Source organism: Ruegeria sp. HKCCD8929 (assembly GCF_013031405.1).
In the GTDB taxonomy this organism is placed as follows: Bacteria; Pseudomonadota; Alphaproteobacteria; order Rhodobacterales; family Rhodobacteraceae; genus Ruegeria.
In genome coordinates this window covers 150,355-170,418 of the sequence record NZ_WPZY01000006.1, presented here as the reverse complement: position 1 = coordinate 170,418, position 20,064 = coordinate 150,355, and the positions used below count along the sequence as shown (strand labels likewise).

Genomic DNA, 20,064 nt, shown 5'->3' with positions numbered 1-20,064 from the left:
CACTTATTACTCAGGCGTCATCCTGTAAACCGCCCCCTGCCCCACGGAGATGAACCAGATTGAGCCGTCTGGCGCCTCGACGATGTCGCGCACGCGCTCGGTCTCCGGGCCTTTGATCTGCTCAACCTCACGCACCCGGTTGCCCTCCAGCCGCGAGATGTAGTCGAATTTCAGCGAGCCCACAAAAATGTCCCCCCTCCACGCGGGCCAGAGCTTGCCGGAATAGACCATCAGCCCCGAAGGCGCGATGGACGGGTCCCAGTAGAATTCCGGCTGCTCCATCCCCGTTTTCGTAGTGCCTTCGCCGATCTTCTTGCCAGAATAATGCACACCGTAGGAAATCACCGGCCAGCCGAAATTCGCGCCCTTGCGGATGCGATTCACCTCGTCCCCGCCCTTGGCGCCGTGTTCGGCGGTCCAGAGCCGCCCTTGCAAATCCAGCGCCGCGCCCTGCGGGTTGCGGTGGCCGTAGGACCAAATCTCGGGCCGAACCCCTGCCTGCCCGGCAAAGGGATTGTCGGCAGGCACCGAACCGTCGCGGTTGATTCTGATGATCGTCCCATTGTGATTTGACCGATCCTGCACAGAGGGGCGATCGCCCCTGTCACCGATCGTGACAAACAGCGTGCCGTCACGCGCCTCGACCACGCGGCTGCCGAAGTGACGCCCGCCGCTGCCACCCGGTGCGGCCTCGAACACGGTGCGCAGGTTGGTCAGGCGTTTGCCGTCGGCACTCAGTCGACCAATCGCCAAAGCCGTACCCGCGCCACCTGACTGCTTTTTGGAAAATGTCAGAAAAACCTCGCGTGTCCGGGCAAAATCGCGCGGGATTGTCACGTCAAGCAACCCGCCCTGCCCCGAAACGTGCACTTTCGGAACACCCGCGACCTTGTGCACGGTGCCGCCGCTGACATGGAGCAGGCGACCATCCCGCTCGGTGACCAGAAACCCGCCCCCTGGAAGCAGACCGATGGCCCACGGAGTATCCAACCCGCCCACAACCTGCGTGAGGCGCGCCTTTCCTTCACTGGTTTCAATTGCTTGCGCCGCGACCTGAGACGCCGCGCAAAACCATATCAGAATCATTGGAAAGAGACGCATGGCCAACCGCTCCGCACATGGACACCGGGACTTGAATGTCCGGCTGTCCCAATCAAACCAAGCCCGCGGGATCACGCAAAGGCACTTTTTCGTTAGGGCTTTTATTTTTGCGAAGGCTTGCCTAGGGTTCGGGCAGAACGAATACGTTCCAATAAGGGAGTAACCTCATGAAAAAACTGCTCACGGCCACTGCGGCCACTGCGCTTTTGACTGGTGCCGCCTTTGCTGACGGCCACGCCAAGGAAGTGAAACTGGGCATCATCTATGGCTTCACCGGCCCGATTGAATCGCTGACCCCGCCGATGGCGGACGCGGCAGAGTTGGCGATGAAGGAAGTTACCGACAGCGGCCTGCTGCTCGACAGCGCCACGGTCTCGGCCGTGCGGGCCGACTCGACCTGCATCGATTCCGGCGCGGCCACCGCAGCCGCCGAGCGTCTGATCACCTCGGACGGTGTTGACGGCATCGTCGGCGGCGACTGCTCGGGTGTGACCGGTGCAATCCTGTCGAACGTGGCGCTGCCGAACGGCATGGTAATGATCTCACCCTCTGCCACCTCGCCCGCGCTTTCGACCGCCGAAGACAACGGCCTGTTCTTCCGCACTGCGCCGTCGGATGCACGTCAGGGTCAGGTGATGACCGACGTGCTGATGGAACAGGGCGTCAAGGAAGTCGCACTGACCTACACCAACAACGACTATGGCAAGGGTCTGGCGGACAGCTTCCAGCAGGCGTTCGAAGCGGCAGGCGGCACGGTGACCATTGCCGCCGCACATGAAGACGGCAAGGCCGACTATTCGGCCGAGGTCGGCGCTCTGGCCGCGGCGGGTGGCGAAAAATTGGTGATCGCGGGTTACGTCGATCAGGGTGGCTCGGGCATCATGCGCGCGGCGCTCGACTCCGGCGCGTTCGACACCTTCCACTTCCCGGACGGTATGTATGGAGCCAAGCTGGAAGATGATTTCGGCTCGGAAATCGACGGATCGACCGGACAACTTCCCGGCACGGACAGCCCGGGTGCCGCCACCATCCAGGCGATGGGTGAGGCCAACGGGTTCGACGGCACCTCGTCGTTCGTAGGCGAATCCTACGATGCTGCCGCTCTGATCATGCTGGCCATGCAGGCGGCGAACTCGAAAGCGCCTGCGGACTACGCCGCTAAGGTCATGGACGTGGCTAACGAGCCGGGTGAAAAGATCTACCCCGGTGAGCTGGCCAAGGCGCTGCAGATCCTCAAGGATGGCGGCGATGTGGACTATGTCGGCGCCACCGCGGTTGAACTGATCGGCCCCGGCGAAAGCGCCGGCAACTACCGTCAGTACGAGATCAAGGACGGTAAGATCACCACCGTCAAATTCCGCTGATCTTGCAACAATGATCTGACCTTTGAGCAGCCCGGGCCCTTGTGTCCGGGCTGTTTCAATGACAAAAGGCCGCACCTCTCTTTTCGGGGGATGAGGCAACAAACAACAGGGCCGCGCCAAAGCGAAGCGGCTGGGGGAACACATGATCGTCGTTGAGGACGTGCATAAGCATTTCGGCGGGTTTCACGCGGTGGACGGCGCGTCGCTGGAGATCACCAAAGGCTCCATCACCGGGCTGATCGGCCCGAACGGAGCCGGAAAGACCACTCTTTTCAACGTGATTGCGGGTGTTCTGCCACCGACATCGGGCCGTGTCACCATGGCGGACGAAGACATCACTGGCCTGCCGCCGCATGAGCTGTTCCACAAGGGTTTGCTGCGCACCTTTCAGATCGCGCATGAGTTCTCGTCGATGAGCTGCCGCGAAAACCTGATGATGGTGCCGGGTTTACAATCGGGGGAATCGCTGTGGAACACCTGGTTCGGGCGCAAGCGGATCGCTGATGAGGAACGCGCGCTCAAGGCGAAGGCGGACGAGGTACTCGAGTTCCTGACCATCGAACATCTGGCTGATCACAAGGCGGGTCAGGTCTCGGGCGGGCAGAAGAAGCTGCTTGAACTGGGCCGCACCATGATGGTGGACGCCCAGATCGTGTTTCTGGATGAGGTCGGCGCCGGCGTGAACCGGACGCTTCTGAACACCATCGGCGATGCGATCATCCGGCTGAACAAGGAACGCGGCTATACCTTTGTCGTTATCGAGCATGACATGGATTTCATCGGCCGCCTGTGCGATCCGGTGATCTGTATGGCCGAGGGCAAGGTGCTGGCCGAGGGCACGCTGGACGAGATCAAGGCCAACGAGCACGTGATCGAGGCCTATCTGGGCACCGGTCTGAAAAACAAGGATCAGCTGGAGGCGCAGGAATGACCCCCGGCTCAGGCGACAACCCCTATCACGATGACCACGGCAACAAGGATGCCACGATTACCAACACCGCAGGAATTGGCACCATGACCCCGGCCCATCGCGAAAGCGGCGAAACCCACTATGTCGGCGGCGGGCCGTTCCTGATCGGTGACACCATGACCGGCGGCTACGGCAAGGGCCCCGACATCCTGCATGATTGCACCATCGCCGTGGACAAGGGCGAGATCGCGGTCATCGTCGGCCCGAACGGTGCCGGAAAGTCCACCGCGATGAAGGCGGTGTTCGGGATGCTCGACGTCCGGTCCGGCTCAGTGCGTCTGGACGGAGAGGACATCACCAAGCTCAGCCCGCAGGATCGGGTCGTCAAGGGCATGGGGTTCGTGCCCCAAACCTCGAACATCTTCACCTCGATGACGGTGGAAGAGAACCTCGAGATGGGCGCTTTCATCCGCACCGACGACTTTTCGGATACGATGGAGCAGGTATTCGAACTGTTCCCGATCCTGAAAGACAAGCGCGATCAGGCGGCCGGAGAGCTGTCGGGCGGCCAACGCCAGCAGGTCGCCGTTGGCCGGGCGCTGATGACCAAGCCCAAGGTGCTGATGCTGGATGAGCCCACCGCAGGCGTGTCGCCCATTGTCATGGACGAACTGTTCGACCGCATCATCGAAGTATCCCGCACCGGCCTGCCGATCCTGATGGTCGAGCAAAACGCGCGGCAGGCGCTCGAGATTGCGGACAAGGGATATGTGCTGGTTCAGGGGCGGAATGCCTATACCGGCACCGGCAAGGAGCTGTTGGCCGATCCGGAAGTGCGTAAGTCGTTCTTGGGAGGGTGATGAAAGATGTTGAATCCGTTCAACCCACGCCTCCTATTTATGGGTCTCTTGTCGGTCGCTGCTAACGCTGGAAATGCCGAAAAATTTGATTGTACGACTTCCATGGCATGTACCAAGGACGAAGAATGTGTGATTTTGACAGCCAAATTGCGGATTTTCGACCGGTTGCCAGGACAAGGTCGAATAGAAGCGAGGAGCTTTCTCGTCGATTTAGAAGAACTGACTCAAGATCAGGCTAAGCGGCGTGATTGGCTGATCAACGGTGCAGTTACTGGGCTTACGGGATTGGTTACAATCTACGAGGATGGGTCATTAATAATTAGTGAGCACTCTCAGGCGTCCGACGGAGCACCAATATCAACGGCCACATTTGGTAATTGTGAGAGGGAAAATTGATGGACTTCCTCAACGCCATTGTGGCGCTTTCCAACTTCGTTCTGGTTCCCGCCATTGCCTATGGCAGCCAGTTGGCCCTCGGCGCGCTGGGAGTAACGCTGATCTATGGCATCCTGCGGTTTTCGAATTTCGCCCATGGCGATACCATGGCCTTTGGCGCGATGATCGCCGTTCTGGTCACCTGGTGGCTGCAAAGCATGGGTGTCGGGCTTGGCCCGCTTCCCACCGCCTTGCTGGCCCTGCCGGTTGCCATCCTCGGCTGCATGGCGCTTGTGCTGATCACAGACCGGCTGGTCTATCATTTCTACCGAGAACAGAAGGCCAAGCCAGTTATTCTAGTGATCGTGTCGATGGGCGTGATGTTCATCATGAACGGCCTCGTGCGGTTCATCATCGGTCCGAACGACCAGAGGTTCGCTGACGGCGAACGCTTTCTGATTTCGGCGCGCGATTTCAAAGAGATGACCGGCCTGCGAGAAGGGTTGGCGATCAAGACAACGCAAGGCCTGACCGTGGTTGTTGCGGTGATTGCCGTTGCACTGCTGTTCTGGTTTCTTAATAAGACCCGCACCGGAAAATCCATGCGGGCTTACTCGGACAACGAGGATCTGGCACTGCTTTCGGGCATCAACCCGGAACGGGTGGTGATGTATACGTGGCTGATCGTGGCAGCGCTGGCGACCACCGCCGGGGTACTTTACGGGCTCGACAAGAGCTTCAAGCCCTTCGTCTATTTCCAGTTGCTACTGCCGATCTTTGCCTCGGCCATCGTGGGCGGTCTGGGCAATCCGCTGGGCGCCATCGCGGGCGGGTTCATCATTGCGTTCTCCGAGGTGACGATCACCTATGCCTGGAAGAAGGTGCTGACCTATGTGCTGCCGGACGCGCTGGCGCCGTCGGGCCTCGTGCAACTGCTCAGCACCGACTACAAATTTGCCGTCAGCTTCGTGATCCTGCTAATCGTGCTTCTGTACAAGCCCACCGGGCTCTTTAAGGGGAAAGCGGTATGAGCGAGCCGGTGAAAAATACTCTTCTCTTTCTACTCGTCGGTGGTCTGATCCTGTTGACCGGGTTCATGCAAAGCTGGAACTCGGCCATCCTGATCCTGAACATGGGGCTGATCTCGGCGATCATGGCCATTGGCGTGAACCTGCAATGGGGGTTTGCCGGGCTGTTCAACGTGGGCGTCATGGGCTTTGTCGCGCTTGGCGGGCTGGCGGTGGTGCTGGTCGCGGCCGCTCCGACCGCAGGCGCATGGGGTGCGGGAGGGATCGGCATCGTGCTGGCACTGCTGATGGGGGCCGCGACCGTGGTGGCCGCCGTGTTCGTGACCAAGAAAATGCCCAAGGGGCGCACCCGGATGCTGGTGTTGATTGCGATCATGATCGGCGGGTTCTTCCTGTATCGTGGCGTGTTCGATCCGAACGTGGCCGCCGTCGAGGCGATCAACCCCGCCGCCGCAGGCAATATCGGCGGGCTGAGCCTGCCGGTGCTGCTGGCCTGGCCCGCAGGCGGTCTGCTGGCCGCGGGCGCTGCGTGGCTGATCGGCAAGACGGCATTGGGGCTGCGCTCGGACTATCTGGCCATCGCCACGCTGGGGATTGCCGAGATCATCATCGCCGTGCTCAAGAACGAGGACTGGCTGGCGCGCGGGGTCAAGAACGTGATCGGCCTGCCCCGTCCGGTACCATACGAGATCGACCTGCAGAACGATCCAAGCTTTGTCGAACGGGCAAGCGGTCTGGGCCTCGACCCGGTCACCGCCTCGACCCTCTATGTCAAGCTGGGCTATTCGGTGCTGTTCCTCATCGTGCTGTTGGTGCTGCTCTGGATGGCGCAGATGGCGCTCAAAAGCCCCTGGGGCCGCATGATGCGTGCGATCCGTGACAACGAGGTGGCTGCTGAGGCGATGGGCAAGGATGTCACCCGCCGCCACCTGCAGATCTTCGTTCTGGGTTCGGCCATCTGCGGTATTGCCGGGGCGATGATGACGACGCTGGACGGACAGCTGACTCCGGGCACTTACCAGCCGCTGCGCTTCACCTTCCTGATCTGGGTGATGGTGATCGTGGGCGGCTCGGGCAACAATTTCGGCGCCGTTCTGGGCGCGATGCTGATCTGGTTCCTCTGGGTACAGGTCGAGCCGATCGGGCTGTGGCTGATGCAAGTCATCACATCCGGCATGGCCGATGGCAGCGCCCTCAAAGAGCACCTGATCGACAGCGCCGCCCATATGCGTCTGCTGACCATGGGGCTGGTGCTGCTGCTGGTTCTCCGCTTCAGCCCACGAGGTTTGATTCCGGAACACTGAACCTGGATCGGAACTAATGCTGAAGCCGCGCCCACAAATCCGGCGCGGCTTCTTGATTGCTGATCGCAGAAAATTTAAACGACTTTTGCGGTTTTGAAGTTATAAGGCACAGCGTCCAGCACACCTGTCGATATGGTTCTACCGCACTTGTAACGATCGTCTCTGGTAACCCTGTAACAAAATAGGCCACTCATGACCTTTCTTTCCAAATCCACTCTCATCGTAATCTCTGCGGCCACGCTTTCAGGCTGCGCCATCCCGACGCGCGAAAATCTGGCAACAACGCCGGTGAATGTCGAAACCCCTCAGGGCACGGTCACCTGCCAGCTTTACACCTCCGATACGACCCTTTGGGACGAAGCCATCGCGCATCCTGAAAGCATGACCAGCCGCGCCGCGGACAAGGTTTGCAAAGCTGAAGGCCGCCGCCGGGCCACCTGATCCCACATTAAGTCAGCGTATGTGCACCGGCCGGAACATCATCCAGCCGGTGCGCCTGTCTTTAACGGTTACGAAACAGACCACCCAATATACCGCGCACAATCCGGCGTCCAGTGGTGCCCTTCAATTCTTTGATTACGGCAGCGGTCATTGCGGTGGCAAAAGTGTCCCGTTTGTGGCTGCGCCGCGCTGTTGAGCGCCCTACCCTGCTTCCCGTGAACCGCCTGGCCGAGGCGTATTCCCGATCTGCCGGTGACTGCGCCTCAACCACCTCATCGGCTTCTGCCTTTTCTGCCGCCTGTGCAGCCTGCTCGGCCCGTTGGGCCAGAACCTCGTAGGCCGAACGCCGATCGACCACGGTGTCGTATTTTCCGGCCATGGAGGATGCCGCGATCACAGCTTTGCGCTCTTGCGCTGTGATCGGCCCGAGTTGTGAACCCGGTGGGCGGATCAACGTGCGCTCCACGATGCCCGGCACACCCTTTTTCTGCAGCATCGAGGTGACGGCCTCGCCCACCCCGACCTCGCGGATCGCCTCTTCGGTATCGAAGGCCGGGTTCTCACGGTAGGTTTCCGCCGCCATACGCAGGTTCTTGCGGTCCCGGGCGGTAAATGCGCGCAGCGCGTGCTGTACCCGGTTGCCAAGCTGGCCGAGGATATCCTCGGGCACGTCCGCGGGGTTCTGGGTGATGAAGTAGACCCCAACCCCCTTTGACCGGATCAGACGGGCCACCTGCTCGACCTTGTCCACCAACACCTTGGGGGCATCTTCGAACAGCAGATGGGCCTCATCAAAAAAGAACACGAGTTTGGGTTTATCCGGATCGCCCACTTCAGTCAGTTCCTCGAACAGCTCGCTGAGCAGCCACAGGAGGAAAGTCGCATAGAGCCGGGGCGCCGCCATCAACTTGTCCGACGCAAGAATGTTCACGACACCGCGCCCGTCGGCCTCGGTGCGCATCAGATCCGACAGCTCCAGCGCGGGCTCGCCGAACAAGCGGGTGCCGCCCTGGTTTTCAAGAACCAGCAGCCGCCGCTGGATTGCGCCGACCGACGCGGGAGAGATATTGCCGTAGCGCAGCGCCAGATCGGCGCGGTTCTCGCCAATCCAGACCAGCAGCGCCTGCAGGTCCTTGAGGTCCAGCAGCCCCATCCCCTCTTCATCGGCCAGACGGAAAGCGATGTTCAGAATACCCTCCTGCGCCTCGGACAGTTCCAGCAGGCGCGACAGCAGCAACGGGCCCATTTCGGTGACCGTGGTGCGCACGGGATGGCCCTGATCTCCGAACAGATCCCAGAAGGTCACCGGGCACGCACCGTAGGAGAAATCGTCAAACCCGATTTTCTGCGCTCGCTCGGTAAACGCATTGTGAAGTTTGTGCTCGGGCGACCCGGCCTTGGCCAATCCGGACAGGTCGCCCTTTACGTCGGCCATGAAAACCGGCACGCCCGCCTTGGAAAATCCTTCGGCCAGGATCTGCAAAGTCACTGTCTTGCCCGTGCCCGTGGCCCCCGCGATCAGACCGTGCCGGTTTGCGTATTTCAGGGCCAGCCCCTGTTGCACGCCATAATCCGGCCCACCGCCGCCCAGGAAAATCTTTTCATCCATTGAAGTTATGCCTCAAGTTTAAGCGATCCACCCAGACCATACAAAGTTAACCTTTGGCTGCGATAGTGTTTTTGTCCTTCCTTGCTCAGGTGCTGTGAGGGGGACAGACTTCCTCCCTGTTAGACTGGCCGTGCCTTCGGGCACGGCTTTTTTCCGGCCACGCGCTACTCCGAAACGTATTTTCCGTGACTTTACCTCTGGTTGACAAAAAAAATTGGCTTAACGGTTGACCCATGGCCCCCCCTTTCGTAACGTCTGCCGCATAACTAAGTCGGCCAGTCCGACGGGGAGATACATTTCTGAAGGGGAGCCGTCATTCGGCTCCCTTTTTCGTTGAAACTTTGGCTGCAACTCCGGTCGCCAAATCCTTGACTGTGGCCGCGTTTGGCGGTGCCTAGCGGCGGATATCCGATCAAATTGACGATCCACCGAACGATAGCGCCTGACACCTTTGTGCAGCCGTGGTAGACGGTGCCAAAGAGCAGTCCCGATCCCAAAGAGGCAATCATGTTCAAGAACCCCCTCCCAGTGTGTGTCCTGGCCCTGACCGCATGGTCCCATGCGTCTTTCGCACAAGAGGCCGCGGCACCGACCGACAGCACCGATGCGACTGAACAATCAACCGACGGACAATCCGCCGGCGCCAGTGAAGTTCTGGACCTCGGCCAGCCCGTTCAGGATGGCGAGACGCCCGTGGGTCAGCGTTATTCCAAGGAAAAGCACGGCGATTGGGACCTGGCCTGCGTCAAGACGCAGTCCGACGAGGACCCTTGCTCCCTTCTGCAGATTCTGAACGGCCCTGAGGGCAACCCGATGGCCGAGTTCTCGATGTTCCGGCTGGAGGGGCGCCAGGTTGCCGTGGCGGGCGCAACCGTGATTGTGCCGCTTGAAACACTGCTGCCCGCACAACTCACGATCTCGGTCGATGGCGGCCCGGGCAAACGCTACAACTACTCCTATTGCGCGCCGGTCGGTTGCATCGCGCAGATCGGTCTGACCCAGGAAGACATCGATGCGATGAAAAAGGGTACCGAGGCCACAATCTCGTTGGTGCCAGCGCCTGCACCAGATCAGGTGATCACGCTGAAAATGTCGCTCAAGGGCTTTACCGCCGGGTACAACGTGGTGGACGTGGTCAGCAACTGAGCCAGCCGATCAAATGAAAAAGGCCGCCGTGCATCTGCGCTGGCGGCCTTTTCTTTTGAAGGAAATTCTCAAACCCGGCGCAGGGCCAAAACCGCGTTCAGCCCGCCAAACGCAAAGGCGTTCGAGAGCGCCACGTTGACCGTTGCCTCCCGCGCCTCGTTCGGGACCACGTCCAGCGCGCATTCCGGGTCGGGCTCTTCATAACCGATGGTCGGGGCGATGATGCCGTCGCGCAGGGCCATGATGCAGGCCAGTAGCTCGACCGCGCCGGTGCCGCCGATCAGGTGACCGTGCATGGATTTGGTGGACGAGATCATCAGATCGTCCGCATGCGGCCCAAACACATCGGCCACAGCGGCACATTCGGTCTTGTCGTTGGCCGCCGTGCCGGTACCGTGGGCGTTGATGTAGCGCACTTCGCTGGCGTCAATGCGGGCATCCGCGAGCGCCCCGGACATCGCACGCGCCGCGCCTTGTTTACTGGGCATGACGATGTCAGCGGCGTCTGAGGACATGGCAAAGCCCACAACCTCGCACAGGATTTCGGCACCACGGGCACGAGCGTGGTCGTAATCTTCGAACACAAAGATCCCCGCACCCTCGCCCTGCACCATGCCGTTGCGGTTGGCGCTGAACGGGCGGCAGGCATCCTTGGACATGACCCGCAGCCCTTCCCAGGCCTTGACCCCGCCAAAGCACAGCATCGATTCCGACCCCCCTGTCAGCATCGCAGGGGCCGCACCGCTGCGCACCATCTGAAAGGCCAATGCCATCGCATGGTTGGACGAGGCGCAGGCGGTTGAGACGGTGAAACTCGGGCCCTTGAGGTTGTATTCCATCGACACGTGGCTGGCGGCCGCGTTGTTCATCAGCTTGGGTACCACAAACGGGTGCACCCGGTTCTTGCCGTCCTCGTAGACCGAGCGGTAATTGTCGTCCCAGGTGCTGACCCCACCCCCGGCAGTGCCTAGCACCACACCCGACCGCGCCGCAAGATCGCCGTGGAACTCGATCCCCGACTGTTCGATGGCCTCCTTGGTGGCGGTCAGCGTGAACTGGGTGAACCGGTCATAGAGCGTCATCTGCTGACGGTTGAAGCGCCCCTCGGCCTCGAACCCGCGCACTTGGCCACCGATCTTGATCGACAGCCGCTCGACATCGCGAAAATCCAGTTCGCCGATCCCACAGCGCCCTTCGCGCATGGCCTCAAGCGTGTCGGGTACTGAATGCCCCAGAGAGTTGATGGTGCCCGCACCGGTGATTACGACCCGTTTCATGGTCGCGCGTCAGGCCTTTTCCGAAACGAGCTTTTCGATGCCCGCAATGATGGCCGCCACGTTCGAGATGTCGAAATCGCTGGCCGTGGGTTCGTTGGCGTTGAAGGGGATCGAGATGTCGAACTCTTCCTCGATGGCAAAGATGCTTTCAACAAGGCCGAGACTGTCAATACCCAGATCCTCAAGCGTGCTTTCGGGTGTCACGTCCGATGGTTCCAGCACGGCCTGCTCTGCAATGATCGCGATCACGCGGTCGCTGATGCTCATGTCAATCCTCTGATTATCGCCTTGGGGCTGATTTAATCGCTCGGTGACTGTTTGGAAACCGCCTTTTTCAGCGTCTCTACGTCACGGGCCAGACGTGGCAGGCGGCGCTGTGCCTTGTAGATCTCGGTATGGGTCTCCATCTTGATCGCCGGATAGCCCATGACCACCCGGCCCTTGGGCACGTTGGACAGAATCTTGGTGCCGCCGGCCGCAATCACCCCGTCGCCGATGAAGATGTTATCGGCCACGCCGGTCTGCCCACCCAGTACCACGTTGTTGCCGATCTCGACCGAGCCGGACACGCCGGTCTGACCGCACAGCAGGCAGTCATTGCCGACCCGCGTGTTGTGGCCCACATGCACGAGGTTATCCAGTTTCGAGCCGTGGCCAATCCGTGTGTTGCGGATGGTCCCGTTGTCCACGGTGCTGTTGGCGCCAACCTCGACATCGTCGCCGATCTCGACCGCACCCAGCGAATGGATGCGCAGCCAGTTCTGGGCCCTGGCATCGCCCTGATCACCCATGGTCTTGCGCACGTTTTCGACGCCCGAGACCTCAGGCGTGACGAAACTGAACCCGTCGCTGCCGATGCGGGCGCCGGGCTGTGCGATGAAGCGATCGCCGATCACGGTGCGGGCGCCGATGCTGACCATCTCGCGCAGCAGCGCGCCTTCGCCCAGCGTCGCATCCATGCCGATGACGCAATTCGGACCGATGATCGAGCCGGCTCCGACTCGAGCCCGCGCGCCAACAACCGCCAACGGTCCAATGGAAACATCGCTACCAATCTCCGCCGTGGGATCAATGACCGCCGACGGGTGAATACCGGGCTGTACCCCTTGCCCACGATCCAGCATCACCGTCACACCGGCCATGGCCATGCGGGGGCGCGGGGCGAATATCACCGCCTCAAGCCCCGACGCCTGCCAATCCGCCCCGGGCCACAATATCGCTGCGCGCGCCTGCCCCGCCCCAAGTGCCTCGGCATATTTGGGAGACATGGCCAGCGCCAGATCGGTCCGCCCCGCATCGCCCGGCTCGGCCGCGCGCAGGATTGTCAGATCGGTATTGCCCTCAGCCTCAGCCCCAAGGGCCTCGGCGATCTGTTGGACGGTAAACTGCATTCTCGGGGCTCCCTGTCAGAGGATCTGGCCCGTGCTTACCCCTGAACCGCAGGCAGGGCCACCCCCGCCTTGTTCAGCGCCTCCCAGATCTTCTTGTCACGGCCATAAACGTCGCGGCGGTACTGCACTGCACCCCGCGGGCCGATGAAGGCGGTGCGGTAGATCAGATGCACCGGCACCGGCTGGTCCAGAACCACCTTGGTTTCCTTGCCGGTGTTCAACATGCGGTGGAAGAAGGCCTTGGGGTTTTCTTCCTGCCGGGCCAGCAGCGCATAGGCAAAATCGAACGGATCCGCCAGACGGATACAGCCATGCGAGAACGCCCGCACCTCACGCGAGAACAGGCTCTTTTGCGGCGTGTCATGCAGGTAGATGTTGTACTTGTTGGGAAACATGAACTTGACCAGCCCCAATGCGTTCCGCTTACCCGGAGGCTGACGCATCGCAAACGGGAAGCTGCGCGCGCTGAATTGGCTGAAATCCACGGCCCCGCGGTTCACCCGCCGTCCACGCCGGTCGGTGATTTCAAGATGGCTGACCGCATTTGGATTCGCGGCAAGTTTCGGCAGGTATTCCTTGGTGATGATCGAGCGCGGCACATACCAGCTCGGGTTGATCACCATATGCTCCATCTGGTCCGAGAACTCGGGGCTGCGGCGGTCATGCACGTTTTTGCCAATGACGGCGCGGGTTTCAAAGCTGATGCGGCCCTGGTCCACGATCTTGGCCGAGAAATCGGTCTGGTTCACCAGAATGTGCCGCCCACCGCGTTCCTGCGGCAGCCAGCGTTCCCGCTCCATCGCCACGACAACCGATTTCAGCCGGTCAGCGACGGATTTGTTGAGTTCGGTTATTGTGCCTTTGCCGGCAACACCATCGGCTTCCAGTCCATGATCCGTTTGAAACGCCAACACGCCGGCACGCAGCGCGTCGTCAAATCGACCACTTGCAGTGGGTTTCATATACTCCATGGCGACCAGCCTGTTGCGCAGCGCAAGGACCGCGGGCCCGGTATCGCCAGGCTCAAGCTTGGTGACAGGCACGGCCTCACCCCAGCCGCCCGCATTCAACAGCCGCTCAAGGGTCACCTTTTGCTTCAATAGCGCCTTGTACTGTGTCGAGTTCGGCACCAGCGCCGCCAGATAGCCGCCCGGATTGGCCCCCGCGAATTCGGAGAGATAATCCTCAGCCGGGCGACGTTCGACCTGACGCACCAACCCGCTGTCGATGCGCGCCGGTGTCAGCAAGCCCGATTGCAGATCATTGGCATAGCTGATGAACACATTGCTCAGCGCCGCTTCGACCATGCCCAGATCCCGAACCGTCCGCGCCTCCTCCATCTGGCGCATCAATTCGTCAACGCGATAGATGCCGGATGGCAGCCCGTGCAGGTCCGCACGCGACAACGCGTCGATCAGCGCCGCGCGGCGGGCGCGATACACATCCCCCTCACCTGTCCAGATCGGCTCATAGTTGGCTTCGCGGTAATAGGTGGCCACGCCGTCATTGGACGCAGCGGCCTCGGCAACGGCCTGTTTGAATGCCGTGATCTGAGCCGTCGCGGGCACTGGTAAGAACGCACCTGACGCTGCCAGAAAAGCTGCCAGAGCATAAGCGGTACGTTGCCGAACAAGAGTGAACATGAGGGTAACCTTGGTCATACAAATGGAACGATCTGATTTTAGTCCACCAAGTTTCCAAAATTTACGGGGAAAATGTCTATTCACAAATGCATCACTTGACAGCAAGAATCCCGGCGTGATGCGCGTTTGCATCGGATCGGGACCGCTCGGCGTTAGTGAATTGTGGCAGGCCTGTGGCAGCCCTTCTGGTATGGGCAAAAACCCGCCGAAAATTCCCCTTGGATATCTCTGAACCAAACAAGTCTTGGCCTGCGAATCCGCCTATGGCATACATTTCGCATCTGGGGATGGAATGAACTGTTAACACAGTGCACGTAACATCGTGCGCAGGCAGGATCGTAGTACGGGACGACGCAGTAAATGACAAAAATCAGCTCAACGGGCTTGACCCGGCGTGCCCTGTTAGGTGCGTTTGCAGCAACGGCAATCGTGGCAACACCCACATATTCGAACGCAGCAGGCTTCTTGCGGGGGGGCGGGGACATCCGCCGCATCCGCATGTATTCCGGTCGCACCGGTGAGCGTTTGGATATGATATATTGGGTGGACGGGAAATATATCAAGGACGCGGTCAAGGAGGTCAATCACTTCATGCGTGATTGGCGCACGGATCAGGTCAAATCCATCGATCTGCGTACCATCGACATCATGGCAGCGGCACACAATCTTCTGGATGTCAATGAACCCTACATGCTGTTGTCCGGCTATCGCAGCCCCGGAACCAACGCAATGCTGCGCTCGCGCTCGCGCGGGGTGGCGAAGAACTCTCTTCACATGAAAGGCCAGGCCGCCGATCTGCGCCTTGCATCGCGTTCGGTCAGCCAGGTGGCACGGGCGGCGCAATCCTGCCGCGCCGGGGGCGTAGGCCGCTATTCGCGGTCGAATTTCGTGCATATGGATTGCGGCGTCATCCGCACTTGGGGCCGTTAAACCGGCCTTTCTGACGTTTGTGACCACCCCCGCGTAAACCTGCACGGGGGTTTTCTTTTTCGACCTGCCGTGGCGCCGAAAGCAACCAATTTGCAGTTGCACCCCGAACCGAAGAAGGATAGCTAACGGCCCAGGCACCTGTAGCTCAGCTGGATAGAGCGCTGCCCTCCGAAGGCAGAGGCCAGAGGTTCGAATCCTCTCAGGTGCGCCATCCCCCTCAGAACACTTTGTATTTTTGAACTGAACTGCGGCTGGCCAGCATCGGCAGTGGCTTCCTGTTCCGCGCAACGACCAAAAAAAGCCGCCCTTAAAAGGCGGCCCCGTTACGCGTCAGGCAAAGAGCTCGTGCGCCAGTTCCAGCGCATCGACCAGGGTGTCTACTTCGTCCTGCGTGTTATAGAGGCCAAAGCTGGCACGGCAAGTGGCGGTCATTCCGAGGTGATCCATCAGCGGCCCGGCACAGTGATGACCCGCGCGCACCGCCACGCCCTTTTTGTCGAGGATGGTCGAGATGTCATGGGCATGGGCCGCGCCATCGAGCGTGAAACTGAAGATCGCCGCCTTGTCCGGTCGCGTACCCTGCACCTGCAGCCAGTTGAGCCCTGAGAACCGCTGCATGGCGTAGTCGCGCAGACCGGCCTCGTGCGCGGCCACGTTCTCCATCCCCAACTCCATCATGTACTCCAGCGCCACGCCCAGCCCGATGGTCTGCACGATGCCAGGGGTTCCGGCCTCGAATTTCATCGGCGGATCGTTGTAGATCACCTGATCCTTCGAGACCTCCTTGATCATGTCGCCGCCCCCGATGAAGGGGCGCATCTCGGCCATGCGCTCAGACCGAATATAAATCGCACCGGATGCGGAAGGACCGTAGAGCTTGTGTCCGGTAATCGCGTAGAAATCGCAGCCGATATCGCGCACGTCCACCGGCATGTGTACCGCGCCCTGGCTGCCATCGACCAGCACCGGCACGCCCAGATCGTGTGCGCCACGGGTGATCGCCTTGACGTCTACCACGGTGCCCAAGACGTTTGAGCATTGGGTGATGGCGACCAGCTTGGTTTTGGGCCCGATGGCGTCGAGCACCGCCTGCGGCTCCAACCCGCCGTCGGGATCGGTGTCCACCCATTTCAGCACCACACCCTGCCGCTCGCGCAGGAAATGCCAGGGCACGACGTTGGCGTGATGCTCCATCACGCTCAGCACGATTTCGTCCCCGGCCTCCAGCCGCGGCATGGCCCAACCATAGGCGACCAGATTGATGCCCTCGGTGGTGCCCGAGTTCAGGACGATCTCATCCTCGCTACCTGCGTTCAGGAACCGGGCGATGGTGCCGCGCACTGCCTCGTATTTCTCGGTGGCCAGATTCGACAGGAAATGCAGGCCCCGATGAACATTGGCGTATTCCTCGGCATAGGCCCGGGTCACGGCGTCGATCACTGCCTGCGGTTTCTGAGCCGAGGCGCCATTGTCGAGATAGGTCAACGGCTTGCCGTTCACTTCGCGCGACAGAATGGGAAAGTCGCCGCGGATTTTCTGAACATCATACATTTGGCAAGGTTCCCGGTATCGGCCCTCCGACGAGGGACAAAAGGATGAATGACACGATGGCAATCGCGACGATCGAGGCGATCAGGACCCCTGCCGCCCGCCCGGGTGAGCCCAACCGGTGCGCCTGATCGATGAAGTGGACAAAGATATAAACACCAATCAGAAACGCAACCAGGGCCAGCAGGACCGACAGAAACGGCACCGTCAGCAACAGGATCACACCGGCCGCCTGCACCAGAACCCGCAGGAACTGCATCCAGACCATCAGCACCATGACATCCTCGAATGCGCCCTGCCCTCCCATCAACCGGCCGATGTGGAAAATGGTGAAGATGGTCAGGATCAGCCCGCCGCCGACAATGGCCGCATAGGTCACCAGCGACAGCGCGATACCCTGAAAGGCCGGATCGATGGTGGTAAATAGAACATTCGACGCCGCCTGGATGGTGGTGTTCAGCACCACTGCCAGCGCCAGCGCCAGCCACAGCACGTCGCGGCCCAGCCCCAGCGCCATCAACTGGCGTGCGGCTTCGGCCGGATCGGTGACCGTGGTGACGACCAGATCGCGCCAGTAGGCGGTTGAGTTCATGCGGTGGGCCTTTCTGCTTGCCTCAGGCCGGAAAGCCAGAACCACCCAAACACCACCAGCCACAGAATGCCAACCCCCTGTAGGGCCGGTCCGGGGCCGACGAAGCCAGCCACCAGCCCGTGTAGTAGCAGCGCCGGGCTTGAGGCCAGGAGCGACCAGAACAGCGCCAGCCGGGCCCCGTACCAATCTCCCCTGCCACCGACCAGTCGGGCCAGCAGATGGCTGAGTGCTGCGATGCCATAAAGGAGGAGCGGCGCAATGATCAGCCAACCCAGCAGAGCACCGCCCAGCAGCATGTTCAGCTCCTGCCCGGTCAGATGCGCTTCGCGCGCCAGACGCGGCATCTGAGCCACGAAGACCAGCGCGCAGGCGGCCATCAGGATGGCCAAAGCCCGATCCTCGCGCTGGCCCATGTCCAGCAGTCGGCGAACGACACGCCCGGGGCCGCGGTAAGTGGCCGCGATATCGGTGGTGACCGGCATCAGCTGCGCCGCGTTAGCCAGCCTTCGAGCCGCTCGACGATGTCCTCGGCCAGAGCCTCGTCCTCGATCTCGTCCACGGCCTCGGCCAGAAAGGCCAGGGTCAGCATGTTGGTGGCGTCCTTCTCAGACACCCCGCGCGAGCGCAGGTAAAACAGCGCGGTCTCGTCGATCGCGCCTGAAGTGGAGCCGTGCGAACAGGCCACATCGTCGGCATAGATTTCGAGCTCGGGCTTGGCGAGGAATTGGCTGTCTTCGTCCAGAAGCAGCGACTGGCTGATCTGATAGCCGTCGGTCTTCTGGGCGCCCTCCTTGACCAGGATCTTGCCCTGGAACACGCCGGTTGCCCCGTTGCGCAGCACATTCTTGAACACCTGACGGCTTTCGCAATTCACCGCGTCATGAGTGACAAAGACGGTGTCGTCATGGTGGAAGTCGCCATCACCGACACATGCGCCGGCCACATGAGCCACGGCGTCGTCGCCGGTCAGCTCGATCACCTGCTCATTGCGGGTCAGCACGCCGTTCACCGTGAGCGTAAATGATTTGTAGACCGACCGCTCCCCCAGCCGCGTGAACATGTGGGTCGCGGCGCGGCGTTCATGGTCGCGCCCTTGCGCCCGCACATGGTGCAGCGTGCCGCCATCGGCGATGTCGATCTCCATGCACTTGTTAAAGCGCGACGCAGCGGGGCCGTTTTCCAGAAGGGTAACCTCGGCCCCTTCTTCCACGCGCACGACATGGTGCAGGATGGCATCGGAATTCTCGGAGTTGTGGATGTAGACCAGATTGATCGGCTTCGATGGTTTGCCGGTCACCTGAATGGCCACGCCATCGGCGGCAAAGGCGGTGTTCAGTGCCGCGAGCGGACGGTGCACAGGCGTGTGTCCCCGCGCCTCAAGCTCGCCATAGAGATCCTTGGCCCAGTGAATGTCCTTGCAACAGATATCTTCAAGCCGGTCGATCTTGACACCTTCGAGGCTCAGATCGTCAGAGGCCTCGGCATCAAACACCCCGTCGACAAAGACGATGCGCAGACGGTCCTGCCCGTCGAACATCGGCTTTTCGTCATGCTCGAATACAGCGGCTCGGATCGCCTGCGGCTCAACCAGCGTGTCTGGGCGGGTGTACTTCCAATACTCGTCGCGGCGTGACGGCAGGCCCATCTCGCGCACCCGGGCCAAGGCAGCCTCGCGCGCGGATTTTGTGCAGCCTGCGGTGGGCATCTCCATAACGGAGAGCCGCGCCTCGGTTGCGGTCTGTTTCAGTTCGGGCAGCGCCATCAGTTCACCTCGGCCAGAATATCGGCGTAACCGTTGTTTTCGACCTCAAGCGCCAGATCGGCGCCACCGGTCTTGACGATGCGGCCATCGGCCATGATGTGCACCACGTCCGGTTTGATGTGATCCAGCAAGCGCTGGTAATGGGTGATGACGAGGAAACCGCGGCCTTCGTCGCGCAGCGCGTTCACACCTCCGGCCACCAACTTCATTGCATCCACATCAAGGCCCGAGTCGGTCTCATCCAGAATGCACATCCGCGGCTCGAGTATCGCCATCTGCAGGATTTCATTGCGCTTTTTCTCACCACCCGAGAAGCCGACGTTCACGGGGCGTTTCAGCATATCGGCGTCGATCTTCAGCTCCTTCGCCTTGGCACGGACGAGTTTCAGGAAGTCAGCGGCGCTGAGTTCATCCTCGCCGCGCGCCTTGCGCTGCGCGTTCACGGCGGTGCGCAGAAAGGTCATGTTGCCGACACCCGGGATCTCGACCGGGTACTGGAATGCCAGGAACAGACCAGCGGAGGCACGCTCCTCGGGTTCGAGTTCCAGCAGATCTTCACCGGACAGCGACGCCGAGCCTTCGCTCACCTCGTAACCATCGCGGCCCGAGAGCACATAGGACAGCGTCGACTTGCCCGACCCGTTCGGCCCCATGATCGCATGCACCTTGCCCGCCTCGACGGTCAGATCGACGCCTTTGAGGATTTCCTTTTCTTCTTCCTCAAGCTTGACGTGCAGGTTCTTGATTTCCAGCATGTTTTCATCCTTCGCGTATCGTTCGGGG

The 20,064-nt window shown here is 60.9% G+C and carries 20 protein-coding genes and 1 tRNA gene; 10 read left to right on the top strand and 11 right to left on the bottom strand.

What is annotated here, in order from left to right; all coding sequences use genetic code 11:
- Nucleotides 1-6 precede the first annotated feature (6 nt).
- Nucleotides 7-1,101: a PQQ-dependent sugar dehydrogenase gene (locus GOX53_RS11800; RefSeq protein ID WP_171176512.1), complete on the bottom strand. Its 1,095-nt coding sequence runs from the start codon at nucleotides 1,099-1,101 to the stop codon at nucleotides 7-9.
- Between the two features lie 167 nt (nucleotides 1,102-1,268).
- Here GOX53_RS11800 and GOX53_RS11795 point away from each other — a divergent pair, with 167 nt between their 5' ends.
- From GOX53_RS11795 to GOX53_RS11765, 7 genes are all read left to right on the top strand, one after another.
- The gene (locus tag GOX53_RS11795; protein WP_171176510.1) at nucleotides 1,269-2,465 is read left to right on the top strand and encodes an ABC transporter substrate-binding protein; all 1,197 of its coding nucleotides are present in this window, start codon (nucleotides 1,269-1,271) and stop codon (nucleotides 2,463-2,465) included.
- A 142-nt stretch (nucleotides 2,466-2,607) separates the two neighbouring features.
- A complete protein-coding gene (locus tag GOX53_RS11790) occupies nucleotides 2,608-3,396 on the top strand; it encodes an ABC transporter ATP-binding protein (RefSeq protein ID WP_171176508.1) in 789 nt (262 codons plus the stop codon).
- Nucleotides 3,393-4,235 carry an ABC transporter ATP-binding protein gene (locus GOX53_RS11785; protein WP_171176506.1) on the top strand — a complete coding sequence of 281 codons (843 nt, stop codon included), beginning with the start codon at nucleotides 3,393-3,395 and terminating at the stop codon, nucleotides 4,233-4,235. The genes GOX53_RS11790 and GOX53_RS11785 overlap by 4 nt, the downstream gene beginning before the upstream one ends.
- Nucleotides 4,236-4,241: 6 nt before the next feature.
- Nucleotides 4,242-4,631, top strand: coding sequence for a hypothetical protein (locus tag GOX53_RS11780; RefSeq protein WP_171176504.1), 390 nt, complete (start codon nucleotides 4,242-4,244; stop codon nucleotides 4,629-4,631).
- Nucleotides 4,631-5,641 (top strand): branched-chain amino acid ABC transporter permease, encoded by a 1,011-nt coding sequence (locus tag GOX53_RS11775; protein ID WP_171176502.1) that lies wholly within the window; start codon nucleotides 4,631-4,633, stop codon nucleotides 5,639-5,641. The genes GOX53_RS11780 and GOX53_RS11775 overlap by 1 nt, the downstream gene beginning before the upstream one ends.
- Nucleotides 5,638-6,942 (top strand): branched-chain amino acid ABC transporter permease, encoded by a 1,305-nt coding sequence (locus GOX53_RS11770; protein ID WP_171176500.1) that lies wholly within the window; start codon nucleotides 5,638-5,640, stop codon nucleotides 6,940-6,942. Before GOX53_RS11775 ends, GOX53_RS11770 begins: the two co-directional genes overlap by 4 nt.
- A gap of 192 nt (nucleotides 6,943-7,134) precedes the next feature.
- Nucleotides 7,135-7,383, top strand: coding sequence for a hypothetical protein (locus tag GOX53_RS11765; protein WP_171176498.1), 249 nt, complete (start codon nucleotides 7,135-7,137; stop codon nucleotides 7,381-7,383).
- 61 nt (nucleotides 7,384-7,444) lie between these two features.
- Here GOX53_RS11765 and GOX53_RS11760 read toward each other — a convergent pair whose 3' ends face one another.
- A complete protein-coding gene (locus GOX53_RS11760) occupies nucleotides 7,445-8,992 on the bottom strand; it encodes a helicase HerA-like domain-containing protein (protein WP_171176496.1) in 1,548 nt (515 codons plus the stop codon).
- A 507-nt stretch (nucleotides 8,993-9,499) separates the two neighbouring features.
- Here GOX53_RS11760 and GOX53_RS11755 point away from each other — a divergent pair.
- Entirely contained in the window at nucleotides 9,500-10,138 is a 639-nt protein-coding gene (locus GOX53_RS11755) for an invasion associated locus B family protein (RefSeq protein ID WP_171176494.1), read from the top strand.
- 68 nt (nucleotides 10,139-10,206) lie between these two features.
- Here GOX53_RS11755 and GOX53_RS11750 read toward each other — a convergent pair whose 3' ends face one another.
- The 4 genes from GOX53_RS11750 to GOX53_RS11735 are packed head-to-tail and all read right to left on the bottom strand — an operon-like array spanning nucleotide 10,207 to nucleotide 14,449.
- Entirely contained in the window at nucleotides 10,207-11,415 is a 1,209-nt protein-coding gene (locus tag GOX53_RS11750; protein ID WP_171176492.1) for a beta-ketoacyl synthase, read from the bottom strand.
- A 9-nt stretch (nucleotides 11,416-11,424) separates the two neighbouring features.
- On the bottom strand, nucleotides 11,425-11,682 hold the full coding sequence (locus GOX53_RS11745; RefSeq protein WP_171176490.1) for an acyl carrier protein: 258 nt from the start codon (nucleotides 11,680-11,682) through the stop codon (nucleotides 11,425-11,427).
- Between the two features lie 32 nt (nucleotides 11,683-11,714).
- A complete protein-coding gene (lpxD, locus tag GOX53_RS11740; protein ID WP_171176488.1) occupies nucleotides 11,715-12,806 on the bottom strand; it encodes a UDP-3-O-(3-hydroxymyristoyl)glucosamine N-acyltransferase in 1,092 nt (363 codons plus the stop codon).
- A gap of 35 nt (nucleotides 12,807-12,841) precedes the next feature.
- Nucleotides 12,842-14,449, bottom strand: a complete 1,608-nt coding sequence (locus GOX53_RS11735; RefSeq protein ID WP_171176486.1) for a murein L,D-transpeptidase — start codon at nucleotides 14,447-14,449, stop codon at nucleotides 12,842-12,844.
- A gap of 360 nt (nucleotides 14,450-14,809) precedes the next feature.
- Here GOX53_RS11735 and GOX53_RS11730 point away from each other — a divergent pair, with 360 nt between their 5' ends.
- Nucleotides 14,810-15,379, top strand: coding sequence for a DUF882 domain-containing protein (locus GOX53_RS11730; RefSeq protein WP_171176484.1), 570 nt, complete (start codon nucleotides 14,810-14,812; stop codon nucleotides 15,377-15,379).
- A 134-nt stretch (nucleotides 15,380-15,513) separates the two neighbouring features.
- Nucleotides 15,514-15,590, top strand: a tRNA-Arg gene (locus GOX53_RS11725).
- Nucleotides 15,591-15,709: 119 nt separating this feature from the next.
- Here the strand turns inward: GOX53_RS11725 and GOX53_RS11720 are convergent.
- The 5 genes from GOX53_RS11720 to sufC are packed head-to-tail and all read right to left on the bottom strand — an operon-like array spanning nucleotide 15,710 to nucleotide 20,036.
- Nucleotides 15,710-16,930 carry a cysteine desulfurase gene (locus tag GOX53_RS11720; RefSeq protein WP_171176482.1) on the bottom strand — a complete coding sequence of 407 codons (1,221 nt, stop codon included), beginning with the start codon at nucleotides 16,928-16,930 and terminating at the stop codon, nucleotides 15,710-15,712.
- Nucleotides 16,923-17,519 carry a Yip1 family protein gene (locus GOX53_RS11715; protein WP_171176480.1) on the bottom strand — a complete coding sequence of 199 codons (597 nt, stop codon included), beginning with the start codon at nucleotides 17,517-17,519 and terminating at the stop codon, nucleotides 16,923-16,925. Before GOX53_RS11715 ends, GOX53_RS11720 begins: the two co-directional genes overlap by 8 nt.
- The gene (locus GOX53_RS11710; protein ID WP_171176478.1) at nucleotides 17,516-18,001 is read right to left on the bottom strand and encodes a YIP1 family protein; all 486 of its coding nucleotides are present in this window, start codon (nucleotides 17,999-18,001) and stop codon (nucleotides 17,516-17,518) included. The genes GOX53_RS11715 and GOX53_RS11710 overlap by 4 nt, the downstream gene beginning before the upstream one ends.
- Nucleotides 18,001-19,281, bottom strand: a complete 1,281-nt coding sequence (sufD, locus tag GOX53_RS11705; protein WP_171176476.1) for a Fe-S cluster assembly protein SufD — start codon at nucleotides 19,279-19,281, stop codon at nucleotides 18,001-18,003. Before sufD ends, GOX53_RS11710 begins: the two co-directional genes overlap by 1 nt.
- Entirely contained in the window at nucleotides 19,281-20,036 is a 756-nt protein-coding gene (sufC, locus tag GOX53_RS11700; RefSeq protein ID WP_171176474.1) for a Fe-S cluster assembly ATPase SufC, read from the bottom strand. Before sufC ends, sufD begins: the two co-directional genes overlap by 1 nt.
- Nucleotides 20,037-20,064: the final 28 nt, after the last annotated feature.